Raw genomic sequence first — 15007 nt, forward strand, 5'->3', positions numbered from 1 at the left:
ATACGATCCCGCCAGGAGGCCGTTTCCGGATATAGGCGATATCCGGCTGCCGAACCCGCTTGACCTGTCGCTGTTCGACAAGGCCTGTTTCCTGAACAAAGGCGAAATCCGGTTCCGGGCGACTTGAGAGCGATCCGCGTGGGGGGTCATGGCGGTCTCGACCTCGACCTTGATTTCGACAGGTCCGGGGCCGCGAGACGAAACCTTGATCGAAACCGAGTCAAGGTCACTCGCCGGGCCTGGCCAGCCTTCCTTCTTCCGCCTTGTGGTAGAACTGGCTTGCCACGAGCCAGCCTTTGAGCGGCCTGAGCGGCGGGATGCAGGTCGCGAGAACGATCGGGATCGAAACGAAGGCGTGGAACCACATGGAGGGCTCGAAAGTCACCTGCGCCCAGACGGCGAACAGCACCGAGGGCACACAGGCAAAGCAGATGACGAAAAAGGCCGGGCCGTCGGCGGGATCAGCAAAGGAATAGTCGAGCCCGCAGACCTCGCATTTCGGCGCCAGTTTCAGGAATCCGTCGAACAGGTGGCCCTCTCCGCAACGCGGGCAGCGGCCGCGGATTCCCACCTGCCAAGGTGCCAGGGGTGGATAATGCGCAAGGTCTTGCATGATGGTTTCTCCGGTCGATGTCGCGTGAGGTTGGACGGGCCTTGAGATCGTTGATGCATACATATATCATTCTTGTATGCAGACAATGCGACAAGATGTATGGATTGCGAATAAGTGACTCGAGAAAATGATATGGGCTGGCTTCCGGTTCTGGAGGCGGGACCGCGACCGGTCTATCTGAAGATCGTCGACGCGCTCGCGGATGCCCGCTCGGGCGGCCGCTTGCAGCCAGGCGACAGGTTGCCGCCGCAAAGGGAACTCGCCCGGCTGCTCGGGGTCGATCTCACGACCGTGACGCGGGCGTTTTCCGAAGCCCGTCGCAGGAACCTGATCGACGCGACGGCGGGCCGGGGCACCTTCGTCACGCCGGGCGAGCCGGAAGAACCTGTCCTCGATCTCAGCATGAACATCCCGCCGGCGCCGGCCGGCCTCAACCTGCCGGCACTGATCCGGACGGGCATCGAGGCATTGCTCAAGCGCTCCAGCGCGGAAGCGCTGCTTTCCTATCATCCCGGCCCAGGCTCGCCCGCGGAGCGCGCCGCCGGCTCGTCCTGGCTCGCCGCGGCGGGAGACAGGCTGCCGGTCGACAGGGTCGTTGTCGGCTCGGGCGCGCAGGCGCTGCTCACGGCCGTCGTGCTGGCAGAGACGCGCGAGGGCGACACGATCCTTGCCGACGCGCTGACCTATCCCGGGCTGATTGCGCTGGCCGGGACCACGCGGCGCAAGCTCGCCGCTGTCCTAAACGACAGTGACGGCATGCTGCCGGACGATCTAGAAGAGGCGGTGCGGCGGCACGGCGCCCGCGCTCTCTACCTCAACCCGACGCTGCAAAATCCAACCGCATCTGTCATGCCCGAAAGCAGGCGGCGCGAACTCGCCCGCATGGCCGACAAGCTCGGGCTGACCATCGTCGAGGACGATCCCTACAGAAGGTTGCTCGCCACAGCGCCGCCGGCCTTTCTGACCCTGGCGCCCGAACGAACCTTCCATGTCGCGACATTGGCAAAATGCATCTCGCCTTTCCTGCGCACGGCCTTTCTGGCGGCCCCTGATCAGCAGGCCGCCGAGCGGATCTCGGCAGCAATACGCGGCACCACCATGATGGCGCCGCCGCTGATGGCGGGCCTTGCCTGCGAGTGGTTGCGCAGCGGCCTTGCCGGTGAGATCACCGCCGCCGTGCGGACTGAGGCCAAGGCCAGGCAGGAAATCGCGCGCAACATCCTGCCCAAGGGCTTTGCGGCATCGGAGGCCAGCCTGCATCTGTGGTATCCGCTGGAGAGCCGGCTGCGCTCGGGCGAACTCGCCGACGTTGCCCGCCGTCGCGGGCTGGCCATCAGCCCCGCGGAAGAGTTTGCCGTCGGGCGGGACTTCGCCAATGGCTTCCGCTTGGCGCTGGGCGCCACCTCCAACCGCGAACGGCTGAAGGAAGGTCTTGAAAGCCTCGCTTCCATCCTTTCGGGAGTGCCGGGCTCCTCGCGACCGAAGGTCTGAAGCAGCAAACCGTGGCTTGGCGCGGCCCGTTACTCGGCCGCCGCCGGCAGCGGCGGCGTCGCGCGGCTGCGCCATTCCCAGGCTAGCGAGCCGACAGCCACCACCACCGCCACCAGCATGGCCAGGGCGCCGGCGAGCGGCAGGCTGCGATAGCCGTAGCCGGCATTGAGCATCGCAGCACCCAGCGACGCAGCGAGCGCGATGCCGACATTGAAGCCGGATGGGATCAGCGCGGAAGCGAGGTTGGAGGCATCGGCCGTCCAGGCCAGGATGCGCGTCTGGATCGGCGCGCCGATGGCGAAATTCAGACCGCCCCAGATGACGATGGCGACGATCATCGGCACCGGGTAGGGGCTCACCAGATGGATAACGCCGAGCGCCACCGCCTGCAGGGCGAGCATGACGATCAGCGAGGGCATCAGCTTCCAGTCGGCGAGCTTGCCGCCGACCAGGACGCCGATCGTGGCGCCGACGCCGTTGAGCAAAAGCACCCAAGGGATCAGGCTCTCGTCGAGGCCTGTCACTTCGAGCAGCATCGGCGTGATGTAGGTGAACGGCGCAAACTGGCCAATCATCAGCATCAGCATAAGGATCAGCGAGGTCCAGACCTGCTGGCGGCCAAGCACGCGAACTTCGCGCGCCAGCCCGGCGGGCCGGCTGGCGGCGCCCGCCGTTCGCGGCAACAGCGCCAGCATCGCGACGATCGCGATGATGCCGAGCACGCCCATCACCCAGAAGGTCGCGCGCCAACCCCACAGACTGCCGATCGCGGTGCCGGCGGGCACGCCGATGACGTTGGAAACCGTCAGCCCCGAGAGGATCACCGCGACCGCCCGGCCGCGCTGGTCCTCCCGCACCAGGCTGACCGCAACCACCATGGCGACGCCGAAATAGCAACCATGCGCCACGGCAGTCGCAATGCGCAGCAGAAGCATCGAGGTGAAATCGGGCGCCAGCGCGCAGGCCACCTGGCCGAGGGTGAAAGCGATCGTCAGTCCGATCAGCAGCGTCTTGCGCGAGACTTTGCTGGTCATGAGCGCCAGCAGCGGGCCGCCGATGGCAATGCCGCAGGCATAGCCGGAGACGAGATATCCGGCGGTCGGCACCGAAACGCCGAGACCTTGCGCCACCTCCGGCAGCACGCCGGCTATGACGAATTCGGTGGTGCCAAAGGCGAAGGCGGCAAGGAAAAGAGCAATCAGCGGCAGCATGGTTCAAAACATATGCGAGGAATGCATGGCCTCAAACCACGCCTGGGCGGGCGCGGCAATGGAGAAATTGTCGATACCGCTTTAGCTTTTCTTGAGTTCCGTCAGCTGGCCCTCAGCCGCGAGCCGCCGAGCAGGCCGCGCTCCTCGAGCACCGGATAGGCGATCGAGGCCAACAGCGAGTTGATCTGCTTCAGGTCGCGGATGGTGTCGAGGTGGATCGAGCTGGTCTCGATGCTCTTGGCGGTGCCTTCGCGCAGGCGCAGGAAATGGCTGGCGCTGGTTTCCTTCTCGCGCTCGCGCAACAGGTCCTTCTCCAGAACCAATTGCCTGGCGGTTTCCGGGTCGCGCGAGACGAGCACGTTGAAGGCGAGCCGCGCATTTGCAAGCACGGAAGAGTGGAAGGCGCAAAGCTCCTGCCAGCCTTCCGGCGTGAATTCCAGGCCGCGCTCCAGCTTCTTCCTGACATGCACCAGCATGTTGCGCACGATGATGTCGCCGACCTGCTCCAGCTTGACGCAGGCGCCGATCAGCTCCTGGCAGCGCAACGCCTCGTCCTCGGTCAGCGGGTTCCGAGTGACTTTGGCTAAGTAGAGCTTGATCGCGGCGTGCTTCCGGTCGACGCGGTCGTCGAGCGCGGCAAGCGCCTTGATCTTGGCGGGGTCGGCATCCTCATAAAGCTCGATGATGCGCTTCAGCATGATCTCGACCGTCTCGCAAACCCGCACCACCTCGCGCGTCGCGTTGGCCAACGCCTGGTTCGGCGTATCGAGGGCGCTCTCATTCAGCGCCGACAGCTCCACGACCTCGAGCGTGGCGGCCGGCTGCGGCGTGCTGCCCAGCGCCACGATCTTTTCGGAAGCGCGGTAGACGAGGCCGGCCAGCGGCAGTCCGGCCAGCAGGATCAGCACATTGAACAGGATGTGGGCGTTGACGATCTGATCGGGCGCGCTTCTGCCGAGGAAGCCGACATCCGGCTTGAAGGTCATGATCAGGACCAGCATGATCAGCGAGCCGAGGCCGCGCATCAAAAGATTGCCGACCGGCACGATGCGCACCTCGGGCGGCGCCGACCGCGTCAGCATCGGCGCAATCAGCGACGAGCCGAGATTGACGCCCAGCACCAGCACGACGCCCAGTTCCGGCGTGATCAGCCCGCGGCCCGCCAGTGTCGCCATCAAAAGCACCGCGGCGATGCTCGACTGGAACAGCCAGGTGACCAGCGCGGCTAACAGATAGGTGGTGATGGAGTCGCCGGAGAAATAATTGATGATCAGCGGCATCAGCTGGCTGTTGCGCAGCGGCTCCGACGCCTGGCCGATCATCTCCAGAGACAGGATCAGCAGGCCGACGCCGATCAGGATGCGGCCCGTCTGCCGCCAATCCCGCCGCTCGGTGGCCATGAACATGACCGTGCCAGCGATCAGGCAGAGCGGCACCAAAAGCGTCAGATCGAAGGTGAGCAGCTTGGCCACCAGCGCCGAACCGATCTCGGCGCCGCGCACCGCCAGTTGTCCGGCGGCGCCCGAAACGATGCCGGCGCCGGCGAAGGAGCCGACCAGCAGCGTCACCGCGGTTGAGCTCTGCAGCGCGACCGCCAGGCCGCAGCCTGTGAGCACCGCCATGACCGGATTGCGCATGGTGGCGCGCAGCCTGTGGCGCAGCACGTCACCATAGGCGCGCTCGACCCCTGTCTTCACCATGCGGGTGGCGAACAGCATCAGCGCCACCGCGCCGGCAAGGTGCAGGAGGACGACGGAGCCGCTCACAGCCAACCCCGCGGGGTAGCTCTGGCAGCGCGGAGAGAGGTACGAATCTTAGCCATCTCGAGGCCTGGAAATACACCAATTAAGATTAGCCGGATAATAGATTTTGTAATGCGGGGATCGTCTCCGCTCGACGGCGCATGTCGGAAATGAACGGAAAAGGCATTGGTTGCATGCGCCTGGCGGCTGCGCTTCGCTTCATGCTGCCCAACGCTTGGCGGCGTGGCCCGGGAAATCCGCAGCGTTGTTGAAGCGGCTTGAGCAAGCATCGGAAATCATTACAGAATTGTAATTCTAACGTTCAGTTTCGGTTCATCCGCTGGCGGTTACTCCTGCGTCTATCGACAACAAGGAGTACCGACCATGAAGCGTCTCATACTTTCCGCCGTCACCGCCTCGATGCTGGCCGCCTCGGCCTTCTCCGGCCAGGCCGCGCCGCTCGCCCAGCCGAGCGCGCCGCAGTCGAATTACACGCAGGTCGACTGGCAGAAGCCCGGCCGGCATGTCGACAAGCGGGTCGTCTTGAAGAAGAAGGTCGTAGTTAGGCGCAGCCACTGGCGCAATGGCCAGAAGTATTCCAACTGGAGGCGCCACCAGTCGATCCGCGACTGGCACCGCTACGGCCTGCGCCGCCCGGGCCCCGGCCAGGAGTGGATCCGCGTCGGCAACGATTATGTGCTGGTCAGCATCCTTTCCGGCATCATCTTCGGCGCCATCGCCGCGCGCTAATCCCGGCAATCCGGAAATTCAGAAGGCGGCCATCCGGCCGTCTTCTTTTGGTCTGTGAAAAGCGGGTACGATGGGCCCGACAGAGTCGCAGCGCCCGGCCGGCTTGATTATATGGAGGGCAAACGAGCTTTCTTAGATGCGCTTTCCGCCCGCCTTCCTCGACGAGATACGCGACCGCGTGCCGATTTCATCGGTGATCGGCACGCGTGTCGCGTGGGACAGGAAGAAGACCAACGCGTCGCGCGGCGACTATTGGGCCTGCTGCCCGTTCCACGGCGAGAAAAGCCCGTCCTTCCACTGCGAGGACAAGAAGGGCCGTTATCACTGCTTCGGCTGCTCGGTTTCGGGCGATCATTTCAAGTTCCTCACCGAGCTAGACGGCATGAGCTTCCCCGAGGCGGTCGAGAAGATCGCCGAAATGGCCGGCGTGCCGATGCCGGTGCGCGATGAACGGGAAGAACGGCGCGAGAAGGAGCGCGCCAGCCTGACTGAGGTGATGGAGATGGCGACCGCCTTCTTCCAGGAGCGACTGCAGAGCGCCGACGGTGCTAAAGCCCGTGCGTATCTCAGGGAGCGCGGACTGACGTCGGCGACGCAGCAATCGTTCCGGCTGGGCTATGCGCCCGACAGCCGCAACGCCTTGAAAGAGCATCTCGCCGCCAAGGGCGTGCCGAAGGCCGATATCGAGGCTTGCGGCCTGGTGCGGCACGGCGAAGACATTCCGGTTTCCTATGACTGGTTCCGCGACCGCATCATGTTCCCCATCCCGGATTCGCGCGGCAAGATCATCGCCTTCGGCGGGCGGGCGCTGGCGCCCGATGCCTTGGCCAAATACATGAACTCGCCCGACACCGAGCTCTTCCACAAGGGCAACGTGCTCTACAATTTCGCCCGCGCCCGCAAGGCACTCGCCAAGGGCGGCACGGTGATCGCGGTCGAAGGCTATATGGACGTCATCGCGCTGGCGCAGGCCGGGTTCGAGAATGCCGTGGCGCCGCTCGGCACCGCGCTCACCGAAAACCAGCTCGAGCTGTTGTGGCGCATGGCGCCCGAGCCGGTGCTTTGCTTCGACGGCGACCAGGCCGGGCTGAAGGCGGCGTGGCGGGCGGCCGACATGGCGCTGCCTTCGGTCCAGCCGGAACGTCGCGTGCGCTTTGCGCTGCTGCCCGATGGCAAGGACCCGGACGATCTGGTCAGGGCCGATGGGCCGGATGCGTTCCGCGCCGTGCTTTCGGAGGCGCGGCCGCTTGTCGACCTTTTGTGGATGCGCGAGACGGCCGGCGGTGTTTTCGACACACCGGAGCGGCGCGCGGGGCTGGAAAAGACGGTGGGAGAACTCGCCGGCCGTATCCGCGACGAAAGCACGCGCTACCAATATCAGCAGGAAATGCGCGAGCGGGTGCGGAGCTTCTTCGGCTCGCAACGCGCGGTGCGGCAGGGCCATGGCGGACGCTCCGACGGCCGGCCGGGCGAGCGCGGCAGGGGTTCGGCGCCAGGCGGGGCGTTTGGCCGGGGCTTTGTCGGCGGGCGCGCCGCGATCACCGAGAGCCTGGGCCGCTCGGCGCTGGTCAAACGCGCTGGCGAGGGGATGTCGGTGCGCGAGGCCACGATCATCGTGGCTCTGGTCAACCACCCGGCGCTGATCGACGAGAATTTCGCCCATGTCGAATTCCTCGACCTCGCCAATTCGGATTTGCGCAAACTGCACGCGGCCATCCTCGACGCCATGGCGCATGACGCGGCCGACGAGCGCGGCGCGGTCATCGCCACCATCGAGCGCGCCGGCTGCGGCGGCATCTGGGAGCGGGCGGTGGAACTGATCAAGCGGGCGCGGCAATGGCCGGCACTCGAAACCGCCGCGCTCGACGATGCCCGCGACGCCTTCAACCAGGCGATGCACTTGCAGCGCAGCGCCCGCACCTTACATAGAGAGCTGAAACAGGCGCAGGCGGCGCTCGATGCAGACCCTTCGGACGAAAACTTCCGGCATCTCGTCGAGATTCAAGCGCAATTCAACGATGTGCAGGCAACGGAAGCGCTGATCGAAGGGTTCGGCGTTTCATCGGGCAGGGTTGGCCGCGTTTAGGGCCGAACACCACCCATTGGAAGTGAGTGGAAATGCGCAGCGCGTCGAATCGACGCCTCTAAGCGGGTAATTGATTCGCTTTTTTCATGCGAATCATGCCAGAGGCGCTTGACCTTCTGGCAGATTGGCGGAATCAGGACGATTCGAAACGTTAACCGTGCCCCGGCGTCGGCGGGAAATTTGAGCGATGTGAGGTGCCGGTGACGGCTGGACAGGCAAAACGCCTGCTCCAGATATCAGGGTTAATCTGGACTTAATGCATGTCGCCCAAAAGTGAAAACCGGTTTGGGGCAAACGAGATGCACAAAACAAAAGAGATGACGCGGTTGCCGGGCCGGTAAAAAGCATTCCGGTACGAGCACATCCGGCGTAACCGGTCCGACAGTTTACGCGGCCTCGATATTGGGCCGCTTGGAGACGACAAAGAATGGCGACAAAGGAAAAGGAAGAGGTCGAGACCGAACGCGAAGGCGCCACCGATGGCCCTCTGCTCGACCTTTCCGACGATGCTGTCAAGAAGATGATCAAGGCCGCGAAGAAACGCGGCTATGTCACGCTCGACGAATTGAACGCGGTGCTGCCCTCGGAAGAGACGGATCCGGACCGCATCGAAGACATCAATGCGATGCTCAGCGACATGGGCATCAACGTCGTTGAGGATGACGAGCAGGGCGAAGAGGCCGAGGCCGAGCCCGCCGGCGACAGCGAGGAAGACGCCAACGAGCTTGCCGAGCAGACCGGCACCGCCGTTGCCGCCACGACCACCAAGAAAGAGCCGACCGATCGCACCGACGATCCGGTGCGCATGTACCTGCGCGAGATGGGCTCGGTCGAGCTTCTGTCGCGCGAGGGCGAAATCGCCATTGCCAAGCGTATCGAGGCCGGCCGCGAAACGATGATCGCGGGTCTGTGCGAAAGCCCGCTGACCTTCCAGGCCATCATCATCTGGCGCGACGAGCTCAACGAATCGAAGATCCTGCTGCGCGAGATCATCGACCTCGAGGCGACCTATGCCGGCCCGGAGGCCAAGCAGGCACCGGTGGTCGAACGTGTCGAGGAATCGCCCAAGCCGGACGAGAAGCCGCGCGGCCGCGCGGCGGCACGCGAGGAAGAAGACGACATCACCAATGTCGGCGGAGACACGCGCGGGCTGGAGGAAGAGGAAGACGACGAGGACGAGGCCAGCCTGTCGCTGGCCGCGATGGAAGCGGAACTGCGCCCGCAGGTGATGGAGACGCTCGACGTCATCGCGGACACCTACAAGAAGCTGCGCAAGCTGCAGGACCAGCAGGTCGAGAATCGTCTCGCCGCCGCCGGCACGCTGTCGCCCAGCCAGGACCGCAGGCTCAAGGAGCTGAAGGACCAGCTGATCAAGGCGGTGAAGTCGCTGTCGCTCAACGCGGCGCGCATCGAGGCGCTGGTCGAGCAGCTCTACGACATCAACAAGCGCCTGGTGCAGAACGAGGGCAAGCTTCTGCGGCTCGCCGAGAGCTATGGCGTGCGCCGCGAGGAATTCCTCAAGGAATATCAGGGCTCGGAGCTCGATCCGAACTGGACCCGCTCGATCGCCAATTTGACTTCGCGCGGTTGGAAGGAATTCACCAAGAACGAGAAGGACACGATCAAGGAGCTGCGCGCCGAGATCCAGAACCTCGCCACCGAAACGGCGATCTCGATCCTGGAATTCCGCAAGATCGTGAACCAGGTGCAGAAGGGCGAGCGCGAGGCTGCGATCGCCAAGAAGGAAATGGTCGAGGCGAACCTGCGCCTCGTCATCTCCATCGCCAAGAAATACACCAACCGCGGCCTGCAGTTCCTGGACCTCATCCAGGAAGGCAATATCGGCCTGATGAAGGCGGTCGATAAGTTCGAATATCGTCGCGGCTACAAGTTCTCGACCTACGCCACCTGGTGGATCCGGCAGGCCATCACCCGCTCGATCGCCGACCAGGCGCGCACCATCCGCATTCCGGTGCACATGATCGAGACGATCAACAAGATCGTTCGCACCTCGCGCCAGATGCTGCACGAGATCGGCCGCGAGCCGACGCCGGAGGAACTGGCGGAAAAGCTAGCCATGCCGCTGGAAAAGGTGCGCAAGGTCTTGAAGATCGCCAAGGAGCCGATCTCGCTCGAAACGCCTGTGGGCGACGAGGAGGATTCGCATCTCGGCGACTTCATCGAGGACAAGATGGCGATCCTGCCGATCGACGCCGCGATCCAGGCCAATCTGCGCGAGACGACGACGCGGGTGCTTGCCTCGCTGACGCCGCGCGAGGAACGCGTGTTGCGCATGCGCTTCGGCATCGGCATGAACACCGACCACACGCTGGAGGAAGTCGGCCAGCAGTTCTCGGTGACGCGCGAGCGCATCCGCCAGATCGAAGCCAAGGCGCTGCGCAAGCTCAAGCATCCGAGCCGGTCGCGGAAGCTCAGAAGTTTCCTCGACAGCTGATCCGCAGGTCAGACAAGCAAATCCAAAGGGCGCCTCGGGCGCCCTTTGGCGTTTCCGGCCCCTCATGCCGCCTTGCCGCACCTGCCCGACAGGAGGATAATTCCGTTGCCGGATGCATTTGTGGGCGACAAGCCGGATGCCCGCCCCGGCGCCGGTCGTACGGCGTCGCGCTCCGTGGCTCCCGGTGGGAGGTATGCCATGACAACCTACATCGTGCTTATCAACTGGACCGAGCTGGGCGCCAGGAATGTGCGGGAGTCGCCAAAGCGGCTCGATGCCGCCAAGAAGCTGCTGGGCGAAATGGGCGGATCGTTCAAGTCTTTCTACCTGACGATGGGCGAATGCGACATGGTCGCCATCGTCGAAGCCCCGGACGATGCGGTGCTCGCCCGCTTCGCGCTGCTGCTGTCGTCTGGCGGTAACGTCAAGACGCGGACGATGAAGGCGTTCCCGGAATTCGCCTATCGCGAGATCATCAGTTCGCTGGGGTAGGAGGCGGGCTGAAGCCGGGACCGGCGCGGCTGTTGCGAAGCCGCGCCGCATTGCCGATAGTCGCACCATGCCCAAGCCTTTGCTGACCGTCTGGTACAACACGCGCTGTCCGGTGTGCGATGCCGGCATCAGCCGCCAGAAGAGGCGGCTGATCGAGGCGGTCAAGGCAGGCCGCGTCGCATTCCGCGACATCAATTTCGAACCTGAAGCGCTCTCGGCCTTCGGCGCTTCGCTCGAGGATATCCGGCGACGGCTGCACGCGACAGATAGCGAAGGCCGGCTGCTGGTCGGCGCCGACGTGGCGATCGCGGTCTGGCGGCTCACGCCGGGCGAGGGGTGGCTGGCGACCCTCTTCGGCAACGCCGTCGCGCTGCCTTTGACGTGCATCGCCTACGACCGTTTCGCGGACCTTGTCTACGCCTGGAACCGGTGCCAGGGCCGCTGGTAGGCGGCAAGGCCAGAGGCCCTGGCGCATCCTGCGATACATCGTAAGATATATCTTGACTTGACAAGCGGTGCGCCTTACTTAAGATGTATCGTAAGATATAACTCAAGGAGCAATCCATGCACAGACACGACCATTTCGGGCACAATCATTTCGGCGAGCGCATGTTCATGCGCATGGCCGGCAAATTCGGTGGCAGAGGCAGCGGCGGCGGCTTCGGTCCGTTTGGGGGCAGGGGCGGCGGGCGCGGCGGCCCGGGTGATATGTTCCGCGCCGGCCGGATGCTCGCCGACGGCGATCTCAAGCTGATCACGCTGTCGCTGCTGGCCGATGCGCCGCGCCATGGCTACGACATCATCAAGGCGCTGGAAGAGCGCACCAGCGGCGTCTACAGCCCGAGCCCGGGCGTGGTCTATCCGACGCTGACCTTCCTGGAGGAGGCGGGTTATGCGGTGTCGTCCAGCGAAGGCAACAAGAAGGTGTTTTCGATCACCGAGGCCGGCAGGGCGCATCTCGATGAGAACCGCGAGATGATCGACGGCGTGCTCGACCATCTCGAGCGCTTCGGCCGCAAGATGGCCGCGGCGCGCGAATGGTTCGGCTGGGGCGACGATAAGGATGAGGGGCGCCGTGGCCGTTCGGAAAAGCGCGACCAGTTCCGCGCGCTGCGACATCGTCTGCGCGCCGCGCTCGGCGACATCGCCGAGGCGCCGGAAGACAAGCAGGCCGAGGCGATCAGCATCCTGGAAGACGCCGCCGAGGCGATCGAGGCGCTGGCGCGGCGCTAAGCCATTTTCATAAGAGCAGCCAAAAAGCCCGGAGCGATCCGGGCTTTTTGCATTCAGTCAGCGATCGACAGGGCAAGGACTATTCCTTGCCGACATATTCGCTGATCAGCTTGTCGTTGCGCGCCTTCTCGATCTTGGCGGTGGTCTCGGCCGCGATGCGCTCGTCGGTGCGGTACTTGACCAGGTTCACCAGGCTGCCGGTGAGCAGGAGGATGCCCATTGCCCAGTAGCCCTTAGTCGAGAGGTCGACCGGCGCTAGCCACAGCGACAGGCCGAGCATGAAATAGGCGGCGCCCACCGACACGGTGTTGAACAGGATATAGGTCTGATTGCCGTTCATTGGATTGCTCCTTGGAATTTGATCTGTTTTTCGGAAAGCGGGTTCAGTTCAGGGATTTGAGGCGCGCGAGGACGTCCTCGGCGCGCACCTTGGTGGCCGGTCCATGGCCTGCTTCGGCGAGGCGTTCACGGATCGCCTCGTGGCGCAGCTCGCCGTCGATCTCATCGAGTATGCCGGCCTCCTCAAACGGGTCGGGGCTGTCCTTGATGCGGGCCAGCAGTTGCTCCGCCTCGTTGATGCTCGCCGTGCGGCCGATCGAGCGGTTGAGGCGCGACTGCGCCTTGCGTTCGGCATCGATCGCCCGGGCCGAGATCATGCCCTGGTTGAGGCCGATGATGCGGCGATGCGCCTGTTCGACGGACAGGCGCATCCGCCAGGTCTTCTCGCCGAGGCTCTTCACGGTGGCGCGGCGGACCTCGCGCTCATTCTCGAGCTCGGCGATCGCGGAGGCGCCACCTTCGGCAAGCGCCTGGTTGTTGGCCGAAAGCGCGCTCAGCGTGCGGGTTTCCAGATCGGCGATGCGGCTGTCGAGCTGTTCGAGGCTGGTCTGCTCGGCACGCTGGCGCACGATCAGCGAGGCAAGCGTCTGCTTGGCGGCGGCGAGGCCCGCCTCCGCGTCGCGGATGCGCTGCGCCAGAAGGTCGATGGCGAAACGGTCCTTCAGATTGTCCTCGGCCCGGGCGCTGGCGCCGTCCAGCAATGTCTTGATCAGGCTAAGCATTGGGTCTTCTCCCTGTTGATGTGAACGTTGTTCACGAAGTCAACATAACAGGAAATGAACATTGTTCAAGAACAATGTGAACGCTGTTCATGGGCCGTGGGACATGGTAAACGCGGGCAGACAGGCTGAACGTGGCAGGCCGGCCACCTCACAGAGCGACAGGAAAGAGCATGGCGCTGGACAAGGAAGAAATGAGCGAGAAGGTGCTCGCCATCGCCGAGGCACTGCTCAATGAGGGCGGCGCCGAGAACCTGAAAGCGCGCACCATAGCCGAGCAGGCCGGCATTTCGGTTGGATCGGTCTACAACCTCTTTGCCGATCTCGACGAGGTGCACCGGGCCGTCAACATGCGGCTGCTCGACCGGCTCGGCGCGACAGGCCTCGCGGCCATGGCCGATCTCGAAAGGCAAGGGGTGACCGATGTCCAGCACCGCATCCTGGCGATGGCGGCGGCCTATGTGCGCTTCGTCGAGGCGCATTCCGGCAGTTGGCCGGCGGTGCTTGCCTTCAACCGCCGGCGCGCGACGCAGCCGGGCCCCGATGCCTATGACGCGCTGCTCGACGCGCTCTTCGACATCGTCGCCAGCGTGCTCAAAGCAGGCGATTTCGGCCTAGACGACAACCGCCGCGCGCTTGCGGCCCGGACCTTGTGGTCAAGCGTGCATGGCATCGTGACCAGCGGCTATGTGGCCAATTCCAACAGCCGGCAGGCCGAGGAGATCTGGAATCAGATCGAGCTGCTGGTCGGCGTTTTCGTCAAGGGACTGGAACATGGCGGCGCATTCGCGCATGCTGAGACAAAGTCTGATTAAACAGGGCGCTGCGGATCTTCGACGCCCGCGTAAAATGGAGTTTCAAAAAATGTCTTTTCTGAAAAAGCTTTTCGGCGGCGGCAGCAGTGAGGCACCGGAGACCGGCAGCGCCAAGCCGGCCAAGCAGGTCGAGCACAAGGGATTCCTGATCAGCGCGACGCCCTACAAGGCCGAGGGCCAATACCAGACCTGCGGCGTCGTCTCGAAGGAAGTGGACGGCGTGCTGAAAGAGCACCGCTTCATCCGCGCCGACCGCTTCGCCGGGCTGGACGACGCCGTCGACATCTCGATCAAGAAAGGCATCCAGCTGGTCGACGAGCAGGGCGAGAAGATGTTCGGCTGAATGTGATCATAGTCGAGGATCGATCGGCTCGCTCTCCAGCGCCAGCACGGCAAAGACGCATTCGTGGACCCGTCGCAGCGGTTGCCTCGCGACAAATCGTTTCAACGCCTCGTGTCCCAGGGCGAACTCACTGAGCGCCAGGTTGCGCTTGCCGCCTAGATGCCGCTCGCGCAGCCGGACAAGATTGTCGGGCGCATCGTATTCGGGACCGTAGATGATGCGCAGATACTCGCGCCCGCGGACCTTGAGCGCCGGCTGGATGAGTCCCTTCTTGCCGCGGGTGACGAAGTCGCGCGGCTTGACCACCATGCCTTCGCCGCCCGAGGCGATCAGCGTCTCCCACCAGGCGACGGCCTCCGCGCAGGCGCCGGCATCGGCCAGGTCGAAACTGCGCCATCTGGTGTCCACCACGACACCTCCCCTGGCGAGGCGATCGGCCAGCGACATATGCCAGATGTGGTCATGGTCGAACCAGACGCGGCCCTCGCTGGCCAGCAGATGGAACGGCGCCACGCTGAGATCATCGACATTCGAAACCGGCCAGACATAGGGCGACCAAGCGGCGGCGTATTTGCCTGCCCGCTCGGCGCGATCGGCAAACCGCGCGTTAAGATCGGCCACATCGACACCCCGCGCCTTCGCTCTCTCCGAGGCATCGCGACCGAGCCGCAGGCCGGCCGCGGACGACGCCGCCACCGGTCCGTACTGACTTTCAATC

14 protein-coding genes and 2 pseudogenes are annotated in these 15007 nt (G+C 64.3%); 10 read left to right on the plus strand and 6 right to left on the minus strand.

What is annotated here, in order from left to right; translation table 11 throughout:
- Positions 1 to 127, plus strand: a pseudogene (locus tag EOA24_RS42920) (DNA helicase); the annotation flags it as partial.
- Positions 128 to 226: 99 nt separating this feature from the next.
- On the opposite strand, the gene EOA24_RS09305 reads toward EOA24_RS42920, so the two are convergent.
- Positions 227 to 613, minus strand: coding sequence for a DUF983 domain-containing protein (locus tag EOA24_RS09305; protein WP_126081751.1), 387 nt, complete (start codon positions 611 to 613; stop codon positions 227 to 229).
- Between the two features lie 132 nt (positions 614 to 745).
- Between EOA24_RS09305 and EOA24_RS09310 the strand changes: the two genes are divergently transcribed.
- A complete protein-coding gene (locus EOA24_RS09310) occupies positions 746 to 2104 on the plus strand; it encodes a PLP-dependent aminotransferase family protein (protein WP_126081752.1) in 1359 nt (452 codons plus the stop codon).
- Positions 2105 to 2133: 29 nt separating this feature from the next.
- On the opposite strand, the gene EOA24_RS09315 is transcribed toward EOA24_RS09310, so the two are convergent.
- Together EOA24_RS09315 and EOA24_RS09320 are read right to left on the minus strand one after the other, a co-directional pair.
- Entirely contained in the window at positions 2134 to 3315 is a 1182-nt protein-coding gene (locus EOA24_RS09315; RefSeq protein WP_126081753.1) for an MFS transporter, read from the minus strand.
- Positions 3316 to 3416: 101 nt separating this feature from the next.
- Positions 3417 to 5081: a Na/Pi cotransporter family protein gene (locus EOA24_RS09320; protein WP_126081754.1), complete on the minus strand. Its 1665-nt coding sequence runs from the start codon at positions 5079 to 5081 to the stop codon at positions 3417 to 3419.
- 360 nt (positions 5082 to 5441) lie between these two features.
- On the opposite strand from EOA24_RS09320, the gene EOA24_RS09325 reads away from it, so the two are divergent.
- From EOA24_RS09325 to EOA24_RS09350, 6 genes are all read left to right on the plus strand, one after another.
- Complete coding sequence (locus EOA24_RS09325; protein ID WP_126081755.1) at positions 5442 to 5807, plus strand: RcnB family protein; 366 nt, start codon at positions 5442 to 5444, stop codon at positions 5805 to 5807.
- Positions 5808 to 5943: 136 nt separating this feature from the next.
- On the plus strand, positions 5944 to 7893 hold the full coding sequence (dnaG, locus tag EOA24_RS09330; protein ID WP_126081756.1) for a DNA primase: 1950 nt from the start codon (positions 5944 to 5946) through the stop codon (positions 7891 to 7893).
- 427 nt (positions 7894 to 8320) lie between these two features.
- Complete coding sequence (gene rpoD, locus EOA24_RS09335; protein WP_126081757.1) at positions 8321 to 10348, plus strand: RNA polymerase sigma factor RpoD; 2028 nt, start codon at positions 8321 to 8323, stop codon at positions 10346 to 10348.
- Between the two features lie 198 nt (positions 10349 to 10546).
- Positions 10547 to 10840, plus strand: a complete 294-nt coding sequence (locus EOA24_RS09340; protein ID WP_042646984.1) for a GYD domain-containing protein — start codon at positions 10547 to 10549, stop codon at positions 10838 to 10840.
- 67 nt (positions 10841 to 10907) lie between these two features.
- The gene (locus tag EOA24_RS09345; RefSeq protein WP_189353894.1) at positions 10908 to 11288 is read left to right on the plus strand and encodes a DCC1-like thiol-disulfide oxidoreductase family protein; all 381 of its coding nucleotides are present in this window, start codon (positions 10908 to 10910) and stop codon (positions 11286 to 11288) included.
- A gap of 116 nt (positions 11289 to 11404) precedes the next feature.
- The gene (locus tag EOA24_RS09350; RefSeq protein WP_126081758.1) at positions 11405 to 12073 is read left to right on the plus strand and encodes a PadR family transcriptional regulator; all 669 of its coding nucleotides are present in this window, start codon (positions 11405 to 11407) and stop codon (positions 12071 to 12073) included.
- Positions 12074 to 12152: 79 nt separating this feature from the next.
- Here EOA24_RS09350 and EOA24_RS09355 read toward each other — a convergent pair whose 3' ends face one another.
- On the minus strand, positions 12153 to 12413 hold the full coding sequence (locus EOA24_RS09355; protein ID WP_126081759.1) for a YiaA/YiaB family inner membrane protein: 261 nt from the start codon (positions 12411 to 12413) through the stop codon (positions 12153 to 12155).
- Positions 12414 to 12456: 43 nt separating this feature from the next.
- On the minus strand, positions 12457 to 13134 hold the full coding sequence (locus EOA24_RS09360) for a PspA/IM30 family protein (protein WP_126081760.1): 678 nt from the start codon (positions 13132 to 13134) through the stop codon (positions 12457 to 12459).
- A 170-nt stretch (positions 13135 to 13304) separates the two neighbouring features.
- On the opposite strand from EOA24_RS09360, the gene EOA24_RS09365 reads away from it, so the two are divergent.
- Both EOA24_RS09365 and EOA24_RS09370 read left to right on the plus strand, forming a co-directional pair.
- The gene (locus EOA24_RS09365; RefSeq protein ID WP_126081761.1) at positions 13305 to 13946 is read left to right on the plus strand and encodes a TetR/AcrR family transcriptional regulator; all 642 of its coding nucleotides are present in this window, start codon (positions 13305 to 13307) and stop codon (positions 13944 to 13946) included.
- A 49-nt stretch (positions 13947 to 13995) separates the two neighbouring features.
- Entirely contained in the window at positions 13996 to 14289 is a 294-nt protein-coding gene (locus EOA24_RS09370) for an HlyU family transcriptional regulator (RefSeq protein ID WP_126081762.1), read from the plus strand.
- A gap of 6 nt (positions 14290 to 14295) precedes the next feature.
- Here the strand turns inward: EOA24_RS09370 and EOA24_RS09375 are convergent.
- Positions 14296 to 15007 (minus strand): annotated as a pseudogene (locus EOA24_RS09375) (polynucleotide kinase-phosphatase); the annotation flags it as partial.

This window comes from Mesorhizobium sp. M2A.F.Ca.ET.039.01.1.1 (assembly GCF_003998035.1).
Taxonomy (GTDB): domain Bacteria; phylum Pseudomonadota; class Alphaproteobacteria; order Rhizobiales; family Rhizobiaceae; genus Mesorhizobium.

Excerpts from the sequence above, each read along its gene's own strand:
- EOA24_RS09305 (WP_126081751.1), bottom strand. The coding sequence starts at position 613 with ATGCAAGACCTTGCGCATTATCCACCCCTGGCACCTTGGCAGGTGGGA.
- EOA24_RS09310 (WP_126081752.1), top strand. The coding sequence starts at position 746 with ATGGGCTGGCTTCCGGTTCTGGAGGCGGGACCGCGACCGGTCTATCTG.
- EOA24_RS09315 (WP_126081753.1), bottom strand. The coding sequence starts at position 3,315 with ATGCTGCCGCTGATTGCTCTTTTCCTTGCCGCCTTCGCCTTTGGCACC.
- EOA24_RS09325 (WP_126081755.1), top strand. The coding sequence starts at position 5,442 with ATGAAGCGTCTCATACTTTCCGCCGTCACCGCCTCGATGCTGGCCGCC.
- dnaG (WP_126081756.1), top strand. The coding sequence starts at position 5,944 with ATGCGCTTTCCGCCCGCCTTCCTCGACGAGATACGCGACCGCGTGCCG.
- rpoD (WP_126081757.1), top strand. The coding sequence starts at position 8,321 with ATGGCGACAAAGGAAAAGGAAGAGGTCGAGACCGAACGCGAAGGCGCC.
- EOA24_RS09340 (WP_042646984.1), top strand. The coding sequence starts at position 10,547 with ATGACAACCTACATCGTGCTTATCAACTGGACCGAGCTGGGCGCCAGG.
- EOA24_RS09345 (WP_189353894.1), top strand. The coding sequence starts at position 10,908 with ATGCCCAAGCCTTTGCTGACCGTCTGGTACAACACGCGCTGTCCGGTG.
- EOA24_RS09350 (WP_126081758.1), top strand. The coding sequence starts at position 11,405 with ATGCACAGACACGACCATTTCGGGCACAATCATTTCGGCGAGCGCATG.
- EOA24_RS09355 (WP_126081759.1), bottom strand. The coding sequence starts at position 12,413 with ATGAACGGCAATCAGACCTATATCCTGTTCAACACCGTGTCGGTGGGC.
- EOA24_RS09360 (WP_126081760.1), bottom strand. The coding sequence starts at position 13,134 with ATGCTTAGCCTGATCAAGACATTGCTGGACGGCGCCAGCGCCCGGGCC.
- EOA24_RS09365 (WP_126081761.1), top strand. The coding sequence starts at position 13,305 with ATGGCGCTGGACAAGGAAGAAATGAGCGAGAAGGTGCTCGCCATCGCC.
- EOA24_RS09370 (WP_126081762.1), top strand. The coding sequence starts at position 13,996 with ATGTCTTTTCTGAAAAAGCTTTTCGGCGGCGGCAGCAGTGAGGCACCG.